Source organism: Tessaracoccus sp. MC1627 (assembly GCF_014164725.1).
In the GTDB taxonomy this organism is placed as follows: Bacteria; Actinomycetota; Actinomycetes; order Propionibacteriales; family Propionibacteriaceae; genus Arachnia.
Genome location: NZ_JACJGA010000010.1, coordinates 1 through 16,088 on the forward strand (window position 1 = coordinate 1; position 16,088 = coordinate 16,088).

The window sequence follows — 16,088 nt, forward strand, 5'->3', positions numbered from 1 at the left end:
GCATCGTGATCCTCGTCAGCGGCGGAGCCTTCGGACTCTGACGTAGCGGCAGCGATCCAAACGGCCCCGACCGGGCGCACCCCTCTCGGTTCAGACCGCGACACCTACCTGCAGCCAGTCCTGCGTGCCACATGGTGCAGAGCCATGGGCATCCGCGAACTCTGGAACGCGCTTCGGTCCAGTCTCCAAAGCCGAGAGATGATCGACGCAGCAGACGCACTGGCCGCCAGACAGTGGATCAAGCGGAGACTCGCGGCCGCGAATTGTTGATGGTCGTCGCCGCGTCATACTCGGATCCGCGCACCCACGAACTACCCGCGGCCAAACCCGTGTAACGGTCGATTGACGCCCACTGCCGACATTCCTCGATCACCGGGCAACCCGAGCACAAACGCATGGCCGGCTCCGCCGCGCTAGCAGCCTCAGCCCCATCCCGCGCAAAACGGTGGGCCACCTCTGCCGCTGTCCAAGCATTGCCAGGGACTGCACAGTGGCCGAACAAGGCCAAGACTCCGGCAAGGTCAGCGGCCGTGCGTCGTCGATAGTCACGCATGACTTGCTGCGCACGCCACCGTTCACGATTGGCCCGGAGCCTCCGTCGCGGACTCATGTACTGAACTCTCGATGAGAAACCATGCCCAAAGTGGCTCATCCCAATCGAGGGTGTAGTCGCGGTCTGGAAGTCGCCGGCTTTGAGTAGTGGCCTAGCGATAGTTGATGAGGTTTCGGAACCCACGCGCGGAAGTCACAGAGGTGTTCGAGTCATCCGTTGATCGCCTTGGCCGGGGCGTCGTAGGTGCCGGGCGGTCACGCTCTTAGCATGCTGACGCTCAGCTCGGGAGGCCCAGCTCACCATGAGTTTGTTACTTACCCTACCGGTAGGTAGAGTTGTCGATATGAGTACTAGTGCACCTGCCCACCGACCGTCGGCGCGAGGCGGCGTTCTCGCCAGCACTCTTGCGTGGGCCCGCACTGGCGCCTCTGTCTCCCTGGTGTCCGCAGCTCGCGCTGCAGGAATCACTAAGGCTGGCCTGATGTACCACTTCCCAACCAAGGAAGCACTGATGACCGCCGTCATCGACCACCTCCTCGACGGCTACGAGCGGGATCTGGCCGCCCGCCTGGCTACCACCAACCCAAACGTACCCACGATCAGCGAACGCCTCGCCGCCTACGTTGACTGGGCTTGCGACGGGCCGTTCGACTACGGCGACCTGGTCATGTTCACCGACCCCCGCCTGCGCGAGCCGCTCACCGAGCGATGGAACAGCCGCATGGGGGCCTGGGTCGACGTCCCCGAGACCCTTCCGGCCGACCAGCGGGCCCGCCTCCACGGCGTCCGACTCTTGGCCGACGGCATCTGGCTCAACACCGCCGGCAACGGCATCGCCCTATCCGACGAGGACACCGACGCCATTCGAGCACTCGCACACCACCTCATCCAGGAGAACTCATGACCAAGTGGCTACTGCTCGCGGGGGCCATCCTCAGCGAGGTCACCGGTTCGCTGTCGCTGAAGGGAGCACTCGATCGACCCGGACTGTACGTGCTCGTCGCGGCTGGCTACATCGCCTCGTTCATTCTCCTCGCCCTCGTTCTGCGTCAGGGCATGGCGCTGGGCGTCGCCTACGGCATTTGGGGCGCCCTCGGTGTCGCCACCACCGCCGTGATGTCGTCGCTGATCTTCGATGAAACCCTCACCGCACTCATGGGCGTCGGCATCGTCCTCATCATTGCCGGCGTCCTCACCGTCGAACTCGGCTCCCAGCACGCGGTCAAGAACCTCGAAGAAGCCACCTGATGGCTTACCTGTTCCTCCTCGGAGCCATCATTGCCGAGGTCAGCGCTACCCTCTCGCTGCGCATGGCAGCTACTGGCGTCCGCGCCTACTACGCCGCCGTCGCCGGCGGCTACCTCCTGGCCTTCGCGTTTCTCACCCTCGCCCTTAATGAGGGCCTGGGCCTCGGTGTCGCTTACGGCATCTGGGCAGCGTCCGGAGTTGCCCTAACGGCCGTCGCGTCCAAAGCCCTCTTCAAGGAGCCGCTCACCGCGCTCATGATGGGCGGCATCGCACTCATCATCGCCGGCGTTCTTCTCGTCGAGCTCGGCGCCCTGCACTGACTGAGATCCCCATCCCCACGACGTCGTCGCTCACAACGGAGCAAGGCCTTGGCAACGGGCTTCTGATGAGGTGTACTCGTTGATCGAAGCGACTCCGGCGCGACGGTGGCTAGATCGTGGTCGAGGTCTTCGGAAGATGACGTTCCACGCCTGACATCCGGAGGTCTGACGTCGTTGCCTGTCGCTACCGCTCGGGCCCGCTTCGCTCGCCCGGACCTGACAACGTGCTCATCGACGCCGATGACCCTCACGCCGTCGAAGCGGGCCGGGTCGTCGATGAGAACACGTCGGCCTTCAGCAAGCACGGCGTCGTTGGCGGTGTCCCAGGCGACGTCGAGTCCCTCGGCGATCCGGGTGACGGTGAGGTGCTGCGCGCTTCCTCAGCGTCCGGCCAGGGTCCGCCGCGCGGCATACAGCGGGTCGCCCTTCATCCCGCGGTGGCCGTGGATGGCCTGCTGCACCCGGCGCCGTTTCGGTCGACCTCGAAGTGGTACTGGCGGCTGATGAAGGCGAACCCGTGGCCGAGTTCCAGGAGGAAGTCCTGAAGCCGGTCCATGAGTGCCTGCTCCAGGTCGCGTTCCGCCACTTCTACATCGACCTGCTGTTCTTCAACTGGGCCCAGTCACGGTTCGTAGTTGTCGAGCTCAAAGTCGGCCAGTTCTCCCCCGAACATCTGGGTCAGCTCGGCTTCTACGTCAGCTGGGTCGACGCCAACCTCCGCGACCACGACCGGCACTCCCCCACCGTCGGGATCCTCCTGTGCGCAGGCCGCAACGACAACGTCGTGCGCTACTCCCTGGCAGGCACCAGCCAACCCCTCGCCGTGGCCGACTACACCTACGACTCCCTGCCCGCAGCACTGCAAGACCTCATGCCCTCCGCGACACAGCTCGCCGCAGCCGCCGACACCGCACTCAAACACATCGCTGACCTGAACCATGCCGAATCAGCACCCCCACACTCGACGCCGACGACTAACCCACCCCAAAGCCCAGTTATCGGGGAGGACTCTTAGCGTCGTCGTCTCCCGATCGTCGACATCAGCTATCCGGTCTTGAGCCAGTTCTTGCCGTTGAGGATGTCGGTGGCTCTGGGTGTGAGGTCGAGGTCGGCGTCGTCGCCGAGGGCGTCAGCGACGATCTGGCGGGCGGAGGTGGTGTGACCGTCGTGGATCATGATCCCGGCCAGGTCGAGGCGTGCGGTTTCGGAGTCGGGGTCGGCTGTGAGGGCGATGGTGGCGGCGTGTTTCGCGGCGTCGAGGTCACCAGCCTGGAGGTGACCGGTGACGAGGATGTGGGCGACGTCGGTGACTGCGCAGATCATGTGGTGGTCGACGCGGTCTCCGTCGATGAGCCAGGTCCAGCCGGCGGGGCGGAGCTGGTCGAACGGTCGGCCGGTTACGAGCTGGAGCGCGGTTTCGAGGTCTGCGATGCCGTCTCGGCCGCGGGCGAGGCCGCTGGCTCGGAGGCGGCGGAACAGGTCGGCGTCGACGAGGAGGTCGTCGACGAGGTAGAGGCCCACTCCCCTGGCTCTGGCTTGGGGGGAGCTTTTCGCGTCGGGGAGGTGGGGGGTTCCGGTGGCGGGGTTGGTGCCGAGCCATAGGCGCAGGGTGGAGATGACGGTGCGGGCTCGTTCGATGGTGATGCCGAGGGCTGCGGCGACCTGGTCGCCGGTCACGCCGTGCGGGTGGAGGGCGAGGTAGGCCAGGGCTTCGGTGTAGTAGGCCTTCTGCTTGGCCAGCGGTTTGCCGTGGCAGCGGGCTGTGACGGGGCCGAGGAGGGACAGGCGGGGGTAGGGGCAGCGGGGGGAGAACCAGGCCCGCACCTGCGCATCAAGGTCCGGATCCCGGTCCTGCAGCGCCTCGGCGACCGGCTCCGGCACCCGCGGGGCGACGGCGATGAGGTCATCGGCGGTGACGGCGCCAGCTTCGATGTAGGCGTGGTCGGGTTCGGGGAGCAGCGACTCCACCGTGTCGGTGTCGTCGTTGTCTCGGTCGATGCGGTGCTCGGGGAGTAGGTTGCCGGTGACGTCCACGAGCTGATCGGCCGGCGCTGGGTGGGTGTCGTCGCAGGTGGCGGCGGCGAGGAGGTCGGCGCAGCCGGCGGCTTCGTCCTCGGTGAGGCCGACGGCGGTGAGCTCGAACCCGAAGCCGCGGATTCGTCCGGCTGGTGTTAGCGCCAGAGCCCCTCCACTCGGTGTGAGGGTGAGGAGGGCTGTGCCGGTGTGGTGGGGGTGGTTCGCGATGAGCGCGGCCAGCTGCTCGAGGTCCTCTGCTGGCTTGCCGGTGATGACGGCGGCCGCGGGCCAGGTTTCGTCGCCGGCCTGCACGGCGCGGGCCTCAGAGGCGGATACCGCGTTGTGGGCGGCGCGTGCGGCGTTCGTGGTGGCGATGGTGAGGATCTCGTCGAGGTCGGCGTCGAGGCGTTCGGGGGACATGCCGATGACTTGGGCGGCGGGGCCGTCGCAGGCGATCCGGACCCTGTCGGACCAGGGGTTGATGGCGAGTTCGGCGGCGAGGTAGCGGGTGAAGTCGGCGCTCATCACCGGATCCCCGGACACCGTGACGAGGCCGGCGTGTTCGAGGTTGAGGAGCACGACCCGGTCGGCGGTGTCGGCGCCGATGGTGACCAGCAGCGGCCAGGGGCACGGCCGGTCCTGGACCAGGTCCCCGACGGTCTCCACGGGGGCGGTGTTGGGCAGCAGCCACCCGTCCCGGTCCTGCTGCCAGGGGGCGGGGAGCTGGTCGGGGGTGTGCACGACGATCGAAGCGTCGCGGGCGACGACGGCGGCGGTGAGGGTGGTGTGGGGGTCGAGGCGGCGCAGCACCTGGTCGAGGCGGGCCACCAGGAGGCCGGAGAGGCTCGTGGCGAGCTGTGCGGTCTGCTCGATCGGGGCCACCACCGGGTCGGGGGTGGCGATCATCCGGCCGGGGCGGCGGGTGCGGAACTGCTCCCTGCGCCGCGCGCCGAGCAGGGTGGAGATCCCGACGCCGAGGAACGTGCCGGCGCCGAGGAGCCCGGCGACCTCCCACGCATACATCGGCACAGCGACGGTGTTGTCGGCGATGTCTGAGGCGGTGGCTTCTGCGCGGAGCGGGGTCACCGGCACCGCGGTCGCGGAGGAGGCCGCCTGGGGTGCGGCAGACGCGGCAGACGGCGTGGCGGAGGGCGTGACCGAGGGTGCTGTCGACGGGGTGGCGGCGGGTGGTGGCGTCTCGACGGGGGCGATGTCTTCGGCGGGGAGCAGGGCGGTGACGGCTTCACGTCGAGGAGTCTCCGGCTGCGTCTGGGGTGCCGGTTCGACTTCCGAGGCTCGGGCTGGTTGGCCGGGGAGGGTGAGGGTCCAGCCGACGTCGATCTGGTCGGGGTCCTGCAGGACGTGCCCGGTGGGCTGGGGGGTGCCTTTGTTGGCGTCGTAGAGCTCGGGCCACCGGGTGGGGTCGCCGAGGTGCTCCTCGGCGAGATCCCACAGGGTGTCGCCCTCGTCGACGACCACCGACTCCACTACTGGAGCTGGTGCGGTGGGTGGTTCGGGGCGGGGGTCCTGGCTGGGCAGCGCCACCGCCCCCGGCATTGCAGCGGCCGCCGGGACGGCGGCTGGGGGGATCTCTGGTTGGGTTGCGCCGGCGTTGAGGGGTGTGGCAATGAAGGCGGCGGCGGCCGCGACGACCAGTGCCCTGGCCAGGCCTTGCGGCATCGACGCGGCCGGCAGCCGCGGCGCTTTCACCCCGCGCAGCAACGCCACCGTCTCAATGAGGATGAGGATGGTGAGCCAGGCCCACAGCACCCACGCGGCGGCCCAGACCAGGACCAGCAGGAAGCGGCCGGAGTCGGGGGCCAGCAGCATCCCCGCGAGGCGGTCGAGGGAGGGAAGGAAGCCGGGGAGTTGTCCGAGTTGGATCAGCAGCCAGGGGGCGCCGGCGACGATCCCGGCGATGGCGAGGATGGCGGCGATGCTGCGGAGGGTGCGGGTCATTGTTCGGTTCCTCCGATGACGGATTTCACGGTCGCCGTTCCGGTCTCCGTGACGCGCAGGGTGGTGATGCCGATGATGGAGAGGAACTGGCAGTCGTAGGTCCCGGTGACGGTCACGGTGATGGTGTCGCCGCCGCTGATCGCCGTGGTGCCGGTGTAGGGGGAGGCGGCGACGTAGGTGTTGGCGGCCGCGATGGCGGTGTGCACATCGGGGCGGGCACGGCCGGAGTCGAGGGTCAGGTGCTGTCCGCCGGCCCGGGCTGCTTCGTCGGCGACGGCGCGCGCGTGCTGGGAGGCGCCGGCGTGGCCGGCGAAATCGATCCCGATGCCGATGGTCACGATGAACGCCACCATCGCGACCGACACCCACACCGACACCATCCCCCGCTCCCCACGCCGACGTCCATGCCCCTGAGAACCCCGACCGGGGCGGGTCAGCGCGTGACGGGGGTTCATCGTCTGCTCCGGTAGGTGTCGACCGGCGAGGATTTCGTGGCGGTGAGGGTGCGGGTGGAGGGGAAGCCGGGGAGGCCGACCTGGAGGTCGACGGTGCAGGTCACGGTCACCGACACAGTGGCCGGGGTCCCCAGGGGTGCGCGGAGGCCTGCGGCGTTCACGGCGACGTTGGAGGTGCGGCAGGTGGTGCCGGACTCGGTCAAGGTGGAGGCGGCCACAGCTCGTGCGGAGGCGGTGGCGGTGCCGGTGTCGCGTTCGAGGGAGGCGGCGCGGGCGGCCTGGGAGGCGGCCGAGTCCACCGTCATCTGCGCCAACGCTCCGGTGGCCAGCACGACCAGCAGACCCACCATTCCGAGCAGGACGGGCAGGATGATGGCGGTCTCGACGGCCACCATCATCCCCCGCTCACCATCACGCCTCATCGTCGTCAGCTTTCGGGGGTGACGACGTTGACGACCTGGACTTCGGCGATCCGCAGGGTGGCGGTGTCGGACAGCTGCGTGGTGATGGTGCCGCTCTGTCCGATGCCGGACCAGTTGACCACCCAGTGGGAGGTGGCGGTGATCGTGTACTCGCCATCCTTGGAGTACATGTGGCCGCAGTCGGGGGATGGTTCGTTGTGGACCCAGATGGAGCGCCAGGGTTTGCCTTGGCCGCAGGTGATGGTGGTGCCGTCGCCCATGTCCCACACGACCTTGTCGACCTGTCCGGTGGCGGAGACGGTGTAGCCGGCCTCCGACACCGATCGGGTGATGGGCCCCCACGTCGCCGGGGTCGGGTTCGACACCCACATCCACGAATTCCACCCGACGTAACCGAGATCCCGGGGTGCACGTTCGGCTTGTTCGGGGAAGGTGCCCATCCGGATCGCTGCGAGCTGCATCCGCTCCACCGCACGACGGGCGAGCTCCGCGGGATCCGGCGGAGCAGCCAACTGCGCCGCAGCCGCCCACAGGTCCCAGGTGTTACTCCACCCACCCTCAGTGCCGATCCGGCACTCGATGATCGTCCCGGTCGTGTTGCCCTCCCACACTGGGTCAGTCAACGGAGGCTGGTATGGCTTGACGCGGGCGTAACACTCGAGGTCGGGCCGCCAAACCAGACCCCACTGGGTGCAGGGCAACTCCGCACCACCACCGGTGAAGCAACCCGACGGCGCCGAACCCCCACCGCCAGCACTCCCCTGCCCGCGGCCCCCACCCCCCGATGAGCCGGGGACCTGAACAGTCACCACGATCGTTTTGTAGTCGTCGAGCACGGCGCCGCCGGTGCTTTCCGCCCTCGCCGGCGGAGCGTAGATCCCGAGCATCACTCCGAGGGTCAGCCCGAGCAACACCAAGCGCTTCAGCATGATTCGACTGCCTCGCTCTGACCGCCGGCGATCCGCCAGCTGTTGCCCACCTCGATGACGTCCCACCGGTAGGAGATGAGTCCTCTTTGGCCGGGTTCGAGGACCGAGTTACCTTCCGCATCGACGAGATCGCTCTGGCTGCTGTCGCCACAGACGTGGACTTCGATGGAACGAACTCCTTCAACCTCTGTCACTGGGCCCACGCTCTTGTAGGTGTAGGTGTTCTCGCCGACCTGGACGACGCCGTCGGTTCTGTAGTTGTTGATCAGCTGCGAAACGGCGGAGGTGAAGGTGCCGGTGGTGACGTCGGCGATCGGCTGGAACTCGGCACCGGGGTTGCTCCGCAGCTCGTTGAGGGCGCGGAAGTACTCCACGACGACGGCCTGGGCGGCTTCTTGTTCGGGTGAGAGGGTGCTGGTGGGCGACGGTGATGCGCTCGGTGAAGGTGTCGGTGACGGCGTGATCGAGGGTGTCGCGGCCGGTGTGCTGGCCGTCGGTGTCGGCGTCTCCGTCGGCTCGGGGGTGCAGGCACCGAGCAGGAGCAGTGCGGCCAGTGCTGCGGGTGCGAGTCGTGTGATCGTCATCTCTTCGTCTCCGTCAGGATGGGGTGAGTCGTTGGGTGGGTGAGGTGGCCGTGACCTGGATGGTGACGGGGAAGCCGGGGATGACTTGTAGGGCTGTGCCGGTGATGGTGACTGTGGTGAGTCGGGCGGCGCGGTGGGCGGTGACGTGGAGGTTGTCGATGGATCCGTTGTCGGCGGCTCGGGTGGCTGTGGTCTGCCCGTGGGGTCCGGTGGCGTTGAGGGCTGCTGCTGCTCTGGCTCCGTCTTGTGCTGCTGCCTGTGCTGTGGCGTGTGCCCAGGTGAGCATGGCCCACTGCATGGTCAGCCACAGGGAGCTGATGACGAGCGGGAAGAGGATGGTGGCCAGGACGGAGGAGCTGAGGCCCCGTTGGTCCTGGTCAGGAGGGGAGGTTGGCCTGCACATATGCGGTGATCGCGGAGATGATCAGGACGGCGATCCCGACGGCACCGGCCAGCAGGATCGCGTTCTCGGTTGACTGGGACAGACCGCGCTGATCCCTGACACGCGTGGTGTGGGTGTGGAGGGTGGCGGTGAGGTAGCTGTAGAGGGCAAGCATGGTGGGTTTCCTTTCGGTTGTTAGATCATGCGGAGGACTGCGGGGACGACCAGGGTGATCGCCAGGACGAGGACGAGCAGGGTGACGGGGATGGCGATGCGTTCCCCGTCGGCGTTGGCGCGGCTGATTTGTTGGTTGAGGGTGGCGTTGCGCATGGCGGCGCCGCGGGCGCGTAGTGAGGTGTAGATGCGGGTGCCGTCGGCGCCGGCCAGGCGCATGATGTCGGCCAGGTCGACCAGATCGGGCAGGTCGTAGTGGTGGCCCATGTCTGCCAGCGCGTCCCACGGGTTCTGGCCGGTGTATTGGGTGCGGCGCAGCACGGTGGCCAGGCGTTGGAATACCCAGGAGTCGCCGGTGTCGGCGGCGCGGAGCAAGGCTTCGGGAACGGTGGCGCCGGAGAGCCGCTCCAGGGCCACCATTTCCACGAACGCCACCAACGCGTAGCTGAACTCTTCGCGGGCCTTCCGGGCTTGGTCGCGGAGCTCGCTGTTGGGCAGGAACCACATGATCGCCGCGAACCCGATCGAGCCGAGGACGGGCACCGCGACAGGGACCGGGAGACCCAGCATCATCGTGGCGGCGCTGATCACGGGCACGACGAGGAGGCCGAGGATGCCGGAGATCAGTTTGGAGCCGTAGAACGCGGCCTTCGTGCGGCCCAGGAGAGCGAGGTCCTTCTCCGGTGCGGCGCCCCAGATGACCGCGGGAAGGTGGCGTTCGGCCCACCGGCCGAGCCGCACCTCCGAATCCACGCTCGGCCCGGTGGGGGTGTCGAGGGTGATGCGGGGTTGCAGGCGGCCGATGGCGTCCTTCAGATGGGTCGGGGCCGGCACGAGGCCGGCCACCAGCAGGACGAGGCCGGCGGTGATCGTGGCACCCGAGAGCATGGCCAGTTGCAGCGCGGTCATCGCACACCACCCCCCTGCTTCGCGGCAGCGTCAGGATTCGTGAACTGGGGGGTGACGCCGATGAAGCGTGGGAGGGGTTTGGCGGCGGAGATGCGGCCCATCCACACCAACGCCATCAGGTACAGGGACATGAACACGGTCAGCAGGACCTGCCCCAGCGGGGTGCGGTAGGGCTCGACGTAGCTGCCGGCCAGGAACAGGCCCCCGAGCAGCAGTGCGGAGATGATGGTGATCATGCGGGCGGCGGTGCGGGCCTTCTGCTGCTCGGTTTCGACCTGGCGGCGGGCCTTGACGTCCTCGTCGATCGATTCGGCCAGGCCCTGCATCGCGGACGCGACACCGGGGCCGCGGCGTTCCGCGGCGAGGATCAGGGTGGCGGCGAACAGGTCCCCGGTCGCATCATCCAACTCGTCAGCAAACAGGCGCAGCGCGGTGGCGGTGGCGACGTTCGCGCGGACCCGTGCCGCCAATCTGCCGACTTCGGGGGCCAGCGCGGCCGGCGCGGAGCGGGCGGCGTGCAGGATCGCCTGCTCCAGGCCGCGGCCGACGGTCAGGACGCCGCCGAGGGCGCGGGCGAAGTCCGCCAGCGCGTTGAGCCGCTCGATGCGGTTCGTCGCCCGACCGGTGACCATCTTGTAGATCATCACCGAGGCGGCCGGTGCGATGACCAGGGCGACGAGCCACCCGGTCACCACCGCGATCAGCGCCCCGGCGGCCAGCCCGGCGAGAGCGACGACCCGGACCTTCGACAGCCGGCGGCGCCGGACCCGCGGCGCCTTCGCGGGGGTGACGGGGTGGGGGGTCAGACCGTAGATCAGGCCGAGGATGCCCGCGACGATCAACGCACCCGACAGGGCAGCCAGGACAGTCATGCGCGGGTCCCCCGCTCGGCGTTGAAGCCAGCCAGGTCGAACCCGAACCGCTCCAGCATCCGGAACCGTGGTGGCAGGATCTGGGCGGTGGCGCGGTGGCTGCCGGGGTCGGCGGCGAAGATGGTGGTGGTGGCGTAGCCCTTGGCGTCCTCGCCGGGTTCGACGGCGATGATCTCGCTCACCCAGCGCCGTTTCCGCCACGTCCCGTCGGGCTGTTGGACGGATTCGACCTGGAGTTGGACGATCACGTCGATGTCCTCGGCGATCACGTTCAGCGCGTACTCGCGGGTGATGTTGGCGCCCTCCTGCGTCGCACAGGTCACCAGCTTCCGGATCGCACCCTCCGCCGTCCTCGCATGCGTGGTGGACATGGAGCCCGACCCGGACTGCATGCACTTGAACATGGTCACGATCTCCGAGCCGCGGACCTCCCCCACGATCGTGTACGACAGATTCGCCCGCAGGGAGTCCTCGAGGGCCTCGCGGACGGTGTACTCGCCGGCGCGGCGGCCGTTGAGTCCGATCTCCCCGGAGCCGGGGTTGGCCTGCCACTCGTGGACCACCTGATGATCCCCGGTGTCCTTCAAGTACAGCTCGTACTCGGTCTCGATGGTGCCGATCTGCACATGCGCCGGCAGCTCGTGCGCCAACGCCCGCAGCATCGTGGTCTTCCCCGTGCCCTGATCCCCCGACACGACCAGCGACATCCGCGCCTGCACCACCGCCGACAAGAACGACGCCGCCACCTGCGACAACGAACCCAACGCGACGAGCTCGTGGAGCCCTGCGTCAACGAGGCGGTTGCGGCGGATGATCACCGTCGGCCGCGACGTCACCCACGCAGAGGCGAACAGCCTCGCCCGGCCCGGCAGGGCCAGGTGCAGCTTCGTCGCCGCCTCGCTGAATTCCCTGGGTTTGGGCTGGTGGGCGGCCATGAACGTCAGGTACTCGATCAGCTGCTCATCGCTCGACGCGACCGGGGGCGCGGGGACCAGCTCGCCGTCGCTGTTTTCCACCAGCACGTTGTCGAAGCCGGAGATGATCACATTCTCCACCGCGTCATCGTCCAGATAGGGCTGCAGCCGGCCGAGGCGGAACACGGCGTCGAACAGGGCCTGCGCGAGCTGGTCCTGGTGGTCCAGGGTCCAGGTCAGCTGGCCGCGGACGGTGGAGGCGCGGGACTCCTCCTCCAGCACCGTCGCGATGATCTCCCTCCCGACGTCCTCACGCGTCGAGGGGTCAGGGTCGCGCTCCGACAGTTCCGCCGATACCCGTTCGCGGAGCGTGTCGACCAGGTCCCAGTCGATTTCCCCCGCCAGGCGGCGCTGGACCCGGGGGGCGAGCACCGGCCGCACCAGCTCGGGCTGCGCGTCGGGCGCCTGCTGGGCTTGGCGGCGTGGCTCCTCCGTGGTGAGCATGCGGAAGCTGCCGCGGGTCCGGCCCGCCGGCGGGGCAGGTTGGGTGAACAGGGCCAGGGTGCCGGGATCGATCTCGGCAGCGGCTTCGAGTGCGTCGCTCATGCGGAAACCCCCAGGGCGGTGATGGATGTGGTGTGGAGCTCCTCGCCGGTCTGCCGCAGGGCCTTGCGAAGCTTCAGGCCACGCTTCGGCTCCGGCTGACCGTGACTGAGGACGGCGGCCTCCTCCGGCGCCCACGGCAACGACACGCTGACCTCGCGTTTGATCACCGACGCGACGGCGTGGGCCGTGTAGGGCCGGTTCGGGCCGATCAGCAGCCCACGGACCGGGGCCTCCAAGGGCACCTCCGCGGCCGCCACCGCCGCCACCGCCGGCAGATCCGAGCGCATGACCAGCAGCAGCTCGTCGGCGGCACGCGCCAGCGGGGTCGCAACATGGGTGTGGCCGAGGCGGCCCAGATCGATCAGGACGTCGACGCCGAGCTGGGACAGCACCCGCAGCTGCGCCGCCAGCGCCGGCCACAGATCGCTGAGTCCGCCGGCCTGCGCGGCGCCGGCGGGCCCGGGGATCAGGGACGCGGTTTCCGACAGCCGCAGCGGCAACTCGCGGACCGCGGCCTCGAGTCCGCCCTGGCGGTGAGCCGACCAGAGCTCGACCAGGGTGCCGGGATGACCCACGGTGCCGCGGTAGTAGCCAGCCAGGATCGCCGACCCGCCCACGGGGTCGGCGTCGACCAACAGCACCTGGTTCGGCCACTCCAACGCCAAACCCAACGCGGTCGTGGTCACCCCAGGCGAACCCGCAGCGGAGGCCAGCGCGTAGACAGCCATCAGGTGTCCCGGCTGTCGAGGACCAGCGCCGCGCGACCCAACGCCGCCGCCGCCGCCGTCCGCGGCGCATCGGCTTCCGCGACATCCACCGACACCGAGACCTGGCCAGAAGCCTCGTCGCGGGCGGTAGCCACCACCACCGCGGGAATCACCACGTTGACGGTGCACTGGGGGGTGGTGGTGCCGTCGGGGGTGTCGATGGTGCCGGACTCCCCCGCCGCGCAGGCGTAGGCCGGTTCGGTCAGGATCACCCGCACCCGGTCCCCGACCTGCAATGGCACAGCCGGCTCCGCACCAGGCGGCAACGACAACCCCACCACCGTGCGACCCGACGACGGCACCATGACCTCGACCCCGGCGGTCGGGCCCACCAGGGAACCGGCCGCCACATCATGCGCGGCGCGTTTCCCCAACAGGGCAGGCAACTCGTCGGCGTCCAGGTAACTCAGCTGCTGGTTGGGGGCGATCTGAACGGTGGTGAACATCTCCGCGGTCATCACCTGCCCGCGGGCCACGGGGACACGGGCGGCGACCGCCTCGACGGTGGAGCCTGTCGACCAGAACACCAACGCTCCCCCGGCGGCGCCGAGCAGGATCAGCAACCCCGCTAACACCGCGAACAGCGGCCGCCGCTGAGTCCGGGCGGCCGGCGCCGCCACGATCGGCGGCCTCGCAGCGGTGGGTTCGTCTCCTGTTGGAGCCATAGTCATGGTCACACTCTCTATCAACCCGGGCACAGTGGTCCCATAGCGTGAACCTACCCTCAACGTATCTGTATAACTAGTGACTTATGGTCACTTCAAGGGAGGGTGTGGACTCCGTAGAGCTCGGCCAGCCGCTGCGCGTGCTTGGCCCGCGGCCTGTGAGCCCCCGACTCCCACCGCCGCACCGTGCCAGCAGCCACCCCCAGCTCCGCAGCCACGTCGTCAGGAGTCAAACCACGCCGCAGTCTAAGAGACCGCAGGGTCACCACCCCCGCCTCCTCCAGCTCGATCCCAAGCAGTGAACAGATCGTCGCCCAGGTCGCCGGATGAGGCGTCGAGCGGCCGTGCTCCCACGCCGCGACCCGGGTGCCGTCAGCGACACCCACCCGCTGAGCCAGCTGGGCCTGGGTGAGACCCGCGGCCAGCCGTGCCTCACGGAGCCGCTCTGCCACTGACATGCCCACAGGATAGGGGCCCGCCTCACCGCGACACCCCCCGCACACCAGGGGCGGGCCGACCACCCCGATGCTCCGGCCTCACCGCCACCGACCCCGCGCTCTGCCCCGACTGCAGCACCTGCGCCAGGAGCCGCAACGTCACCGGACCCCGCGCCACCGACGTCGATGTCGATGTCGACGAGGGCTGATCCTCCTGCCCGGCGAGGTAGCGGGCCGCAAGAAGCCGGGTCCCCTCGCGTTCATCCCGATGGACAGTCGACACCGACGATCCCGTCTCCTCCCCCACCGCAGCCAACGTCTTACGCTGTCCAGCCAGCCCCAGACGACCCGCCATCACCTCACTCAGCCGACCCGGCAGCCCCTCAACCAACTGCGCCACCAGCTCGCGCTCCTCCCTGAGCAGCACCAGCTCCTCGGGTGACTCACTGACCGGGCCCACCGTGCGGTCCTGCCCGCTGGCGAAGTCCCCGATCCGTTCACTGACCACCTCTCGGCTCTGTAACCGTCGGCGGTTGTGGTCCCAGAACTCGTAGCCGGCCTCCCGGTACGCGAACGACCCCCACGACGCGCGACGAGGGTCCCACCGGTCCACGATCACCGCCATCCGCAGCGACGCCTCCGCGACATATTCATCACGCGCATGGGCCAGAGCAGGTGGGATCTTCCTGCTCCAATGCTTGGCAGCCGCTACACCCGACGCGACGATCGCCGCCCGCGCCAACCGGCCCCGCTCCAACAGCGCATCCAACTCGCTCGGCGACGCGTCTGCTACCAGGGCCTGGGCCTCCGCGACACCTGACCTGGCCGCCGCAGCGATCACCCCAGCGTCACGTTGCCCCGCGAGCTCGACCAGAGCCGCGTGATCCTCGATCCTCGGCCTCTCCGGGTCCGGCGACGCACTCCTCGGCTCTGCCACCCGCTGCGTCGGACTCGTGTCCGCGGTGAACTGCACCGCCGGCCCCACTCGAGACACCACCGGCGCCCTCACAGGCGGTTCTGGTTCACTGACCCGACGAGGCTGGACTACGGCGGCCAGATCACTGCGCTGCTCCAACGTCACCGCAGCAGCCACCAGACCAGACTCCACCCGCATATCAGCAGGCGTCACCGCCAACGCGGCCGCCAGATTCCCTCCGAAGCCGGTGATCAGGAGACTGTGGATCACGTCCACGCCCCCCGGTCCCCTGGCCGCCCTCTGGAGCTCGGTAGCGACGGCATCCAACCGTCCGACCTCGGTCTGGCGCGGCAGCATCCGCAGCCACGCGTCATGGGCGTCACTCCAGGCGTTCCGGCTGTCCACCATGGCAGCGAGAAGCCGTTCATGGCCGACGCCGTCGGCGACCTCCAGACCGTTCATCAGCTCCACGGCTGAGGTCAGCAGCGACCGCTGCACCCTTGCTACGGCCAGAGCCTCTTCCGGTGACATGGCTGCGGAAGATCCTGCCACCGCTTGTGACCATCGCCGCAGCGCATCCTCGAAGCTCCCTGTCGGAGGCAGGGACCCGAGCAGACTGCGCTCGATGCCTGCCAGCAGCAACCGGTTCGCTGGATCGGCCTCCCGTGATGCTGCGCGCGTCACGTAGATCGCCACCAGGCGAAGCTCCTGCCGTTCTGTCTTGGCCAACGGCTCGTCGATGCTCTGGCTTAGGCCCATCGCCGTCACCATCCGCGCCCCCTCACCCACCGCCCCTGTAGCCAGCAGCGGAGCAAGAGCGGACGCTTGACGCATTGCTGGATCGGTCCCACGAAGGATCAGGTCGCATCGACGCACCACCATGGCCCACACAGCCAAGGGCAGCGCGCCGTCGTTCAGTGCACCGGCCGCCACCCGGGTGGCGGTCTGGAACCTGGCCAT

General features: G+C 68.9%; 18 protein-coding genes and 1 pseudogene. 4 read left to right on the forward strand and 15 right to left on the reverse strand.

The window, feature by feature from the left end:
* The first annotated feature begins 1,034 nt into the window (after positions 1-1,034).
* Genes H5399_RS16370 through H5399_RS16380 form a run of 3 tightly spaced genes read left to right on the forward strand, consistent with a single transcriptional unit; the run spans position 1,035 to position 2,121 of the window.
* Entirely contained in the window at positions 1,035-1,457 is a 423-nt protein-coding gene (locus H5399_RS16370; RefSeq protein ID WP_160126279.1) for a TetR/AcrR family transcriptional regulator, read from the forward strand.
* Positions 1,454-1,801, forward strand: coding sequence for a multidrug efflux SMR transporter (locus tag H5399_RS16375; RefSeq protein ID WP_006947560.1), 348 nt, complete (start codon positions 1,454-1,456; stop codon positions 1,799-1,801). The genes H5399_RS16370 and H5399_RS16375 overlap by 4 nt, the downstream gene beginning before the upstream one ends.
* Positions 1,801-2,121, forward strand: coding sequence for a multidrug efflux SMR transporter (locus H5399_RS16380; protein WP_006947550.1), 321 nt, complete (start codon positions 1,801-1,803; stop codon positions 2,119-2,121). Before H5399_RS16375 ends, H5399_RS16380 begins: the two co-directional genes overlap by 1 nt.
* Before the next feature lie 206 nt (positions 2,122-2,327).
* Here H5399_RS16380 and H5399_RS16385 read toward each other — a convergent pair.
* Positions 2,328-2,492, reverse strand: a pseudogene (locus tag H5399_RS16385) (ISL3 family transposase); the annotation flags it as partial.
* A gap of 191 nt (positions 2,493-2,683) precedes the next feature.
* Here H5399_RS16385 and H5399_RS16390 point away from each other — a divergent pair.
* Positions 2,684-3,136, forward strand: coding sequence for a PDDEXK nuclease domain-containing protein (locus tag H5399_RS16390; RefSeq protein ID WP_255422415.1), 453 nt, complete (start codon positions 2,684-2,686; stop codon positions 3,134-3,136).
* Between the two features lie 29 nt (positions 3,137-3,165).
* On the opposite strand, the gene H5399_RS16395 is transcribed toward H5399_RS16390, so the two are convergent.
* From H5399_RS16395 to H5399_RS16460, 14 genes are all read right to left on the reverse strand, one after another.
* Complete coding sequence (locus H5399_RS16395) at positions 3,166-6,096, reverse strand: tetratricopeptide repeat protein (RefSeq protein WP_182784603.1); 2,931 nt, start codon at positions 6,094-6,096, stop codon at positions 3,166-3,168.
* Positions 6,093-6,476 carry a pilus assembly protein TadG-related protein gene (locus H5399_RS16400; RefSeq protein WP_182784605.1) on the reverse strand — a complete coding sequence of 128 codons (384 nt, stop codon included), beginning with the start codon at positions 6,474-6,476 and terminating at the stop codon, positions 6,093-6,095. Before H5399_RS16400 ends, H5399_RS16395 begins: the two co-directional genes overlap by 4 nt.
* A 71-nt stretch (positions 6,477-6,547) precedes the next feature.
* Positions 6,548-6,973 carry a TadE/TadG family type IV pilus assembly protein gene (locus tag H5399_RS16405; RefSeq protein WP_182784607.1) on the reverse strand — a complete coding sequence of 142 codons (426 nt, stop codon included), beginning with the start codon at positions 6,971-6,973 and terminating at the stop codon, positions 6,548-6,550.
* A gap of 5 nt (positions 6,974-6,978) precedes the next feature.
* Positions 6,979-7,596: a hypothetical protein gene (locus H5399_RS16410; protein WP_182784609.1), complete on the reverse strand. Its 618-nt coding sequence runs from the start codon at positions 7,594-7,596 to the stop codon at positions 6,979-6,981.
* Between the two features lie 299 nt (positions 7,597-7,895).
* Positions 7,896-8,486, reverse strand: coding sequence for a hypothetical protein (locus H5399_RS16415; protein ID WP_182784611.1), 591 nt, complete (start codon positions 8,484-8,486; stop codon positions 7,896-7,898).
* A 13-nt stretch (positions 8,487-8,499) separates the two neighbouring features.
* Positions 8,500-8,889, reverse strand: a complete 390-nt coding sequence (locus tag H5399_RS16420; RefSeq protein WP_182784613.1) for a TadE/TadG family type IV pilus assembly protein — start codon at positions 8,887-8,889, stop codon at positions 8,500-8,502.
* Positions 8,864-9,043 (reverse strand): hypothetical protein, encoded by a 180-nt coding sequence (locus tag H5399_RS16425; RefSeq protein ID WP_182784615.1) that lies wholly within the window; start codon positions 9,041-9,043, stop codon positions 8,864-8,866. The genes H5399_RS16420 and H5399_RS16425 overlap by 26 nt, the downstream gene beginning before the upstream one ends.
* Before the next feature lie 20 nt (positions 9,044-9,063).
* Complete coding sequence (locus H5399_RS16430; RefSeq protein WP_182784617.1) at positions 9,064-9,951, reverse strand: type II secretion system F family protein; 888 nt, start codon at positions 9,949-9,951, stop codon at positions 9,064-9,066.
* Complete coding sequence (locus tag H5399_RS16435; protein ID WP_182784619.1) at positions 9,948-10,823, reverse strand: type II secretion system F family protein; 876 nt, start codon at positions 10,821-10,823, stop codon at positions 9,948-9,950. Before H5399_RS16435 ends, H5399_RS16430 begins: the two co-directional genes overlap by 4 nt.
* Positions 10,820-12,343, reverse strand: a complete 1,524-nt coding sequence (locus H5399_RS16440) for a CpaF family protein (protein ID WP_220491086.1) — start codon at positions 12,341-12,343, stop codon at positions 10,820-10,822. Before H5399_RS16440 ends, H5399_RS16435 begins: the two co-directional genes overlap by 4 nt.
* Entirely contained in the window at positions 12,340-13,071 is a 732-nt protein-coding gene (locus tag H5399_RS16445) for a hypothetical protein (RefSeq protein WP_182784621.1), read from the reverse strand. The genes H5399_RS16440 and H5399_RS16445 overlap by 4 nt, the downstream gene beginning before the upstream one ends.
* Positions 13,071-13,781 (reverse strand): SAF domain-containing protein, encoded by a 711-nt coding sequence (locus tag H5399_RS16450; RefSeq protein WP_182784623.1) that lies wholly within the window; start codon positions 13,779-13,781, stop codon positions 13,071-13,073. Before H5399_RS16450 ends, H5399_RS16445 begins: the two co-directional genes overlap by 1 nt.
* Before the next feature lie 89 nt (positions 13,782-13,870).
* Positions 13,871-14,233 (reverse strand): helix-turn-helix transcriptional regulator, encoded by a 363-nt coding sequence (locus H5399_RS16455; RefSeq protein ID WP_182784625.1) that lies wholly within the window; start codon positions 14,231-14,233, stop codon positions 13,871-13,873.
* A gap of 22 nt (positions 14,234-14,255) precedes the next feature.
* Positions 14,256-16,088 (reverse strand): sigma-70 family RNA polymerase sigma factor, encoded by a 1,833-nt coding sequence (locus tag H5399_RS16460; RefSeq protein WP_182784634.1) that lies wholly within the window; start codon positions 16,086-16,088, stop codon positions 14,256-14,258.

Excerpts from the sequence above, each read along its gene's own strand:
- H5399_RS16430 (WP_182784617.1), bottom strand. The coding sequence starts at position 9,951 with ATGACCGCGCTGCAACTGGCCATGCTCTCGGGTGCCACGATCACCGCC.
- H5399_RS16380 (WP_006947550.1), top strand. The coding sequence starts at position 1,801 with ATGGCTTACCTGTTCCTCCTCGGAGCCATCATTGCCGAGGTCAGCGCT.
- H5399_RS16405 (WP_182784607.1), bottom strand. The coding sequence starts at position 6,973 with ATGAGGCGTGATGGTGAGCGGGGGATGATGGTGGCCGTCGAGACCGCC.
- H5399_RS16375 (WP_006947560.1), top strand. The coding sequence starts at position 1,454 with ATGACCAAGTGGCTACTGCTCGCGGGGGCCATCCTCAGCGAGGTCACC.
- H5399_RS16420 (WP_182784613.1), bottom strand. The coding sequence starts at position 8,889 with ATGTGCAGGCCAACCTCCCCTCCTGACCAGGACCAACGGGGCCTCAGC.
- H5399_RS16370 (WP_160126279.1), top strand. The coding sequence starts at position 1,035 with ATGTACCACTTCCCAACCAAGGAAGCACTGATGACCGCCGTCATCGAC.
- H5399_RS16455 (WP_182784625.1), bottom strand. The coding sequence starts at position 14,233 with ATGTCAGTGGCAGAGCGGCTCCGTGAGGCACGGCTGGCCGCGGGTCTC.
- H5399_RS16450 (WP_182784623.1), bottom strand. The coding sequence starts at position 13,781 with ATGACTATGGCTCCAACAGGAGACGAACCCACCGCTGCGAGGCCGCCG.
- H5399_RS16415 (WP_182784611.1), bottom strand. The coding sequence starts at position 8,486 with ATGACGATCACACGACTCGCACCCGCAGCACTGGCCGCACTGCTCCTG.
- H5399_RS16400 (WP_182784605.1), bottom strand. The coding sequence starts at position 6,476 with ATGGTGTCGGTGTGGGTGTCGGTCGCGATGGTGGCGTTCATCGTGACC.
- H5399_RS16395 (WP_182784603.1), bottom strand. The coding sequence starts at position 6,096 with ATGACCCGCACCCTCCGCAGCATCGCCGCCATCCTCGCCATCGCCGGG.
- H5399_RS16440 (WP_220491086.1), bottom strand. The coding sequence starts at position 12,343 with ATGAGCGACGCACTCGAAGCCGCTGCCGAGATCGATCCCGGCACCCTG.
- H5399_RS16435 (WP_182784619.1), bottom strand. The coding sequence starts at position 10,823 with ATGACTGTCCTGGCTGCCCTGTCGGGTGCGTTGATCGTCGCGGGCATC.
- H5399_RS16445 (WP_182784621.1), bottom strand. The coding sequence starts at position 13,071 with ATGGCTGTCTACGCGCTGGCCTCCGCTGCGGGTTCGCCTGGGGTGACC.
- H5399_RS16460 (WP_182784634.1), bottom strand. The coding sequence starts at position 16,088 with ATGGCCAGGTTCCAGACCGCCACCCGGGTGGCGGCCGGTGCACTGAAC.
- H5399_RS16425 (WP_182784615.1), bottom strand. The coding sequence starts at position 9,043 with ATGCTTGCCCTCTACAGCTACCTCACCGCCACCCTCCACACCCACACC.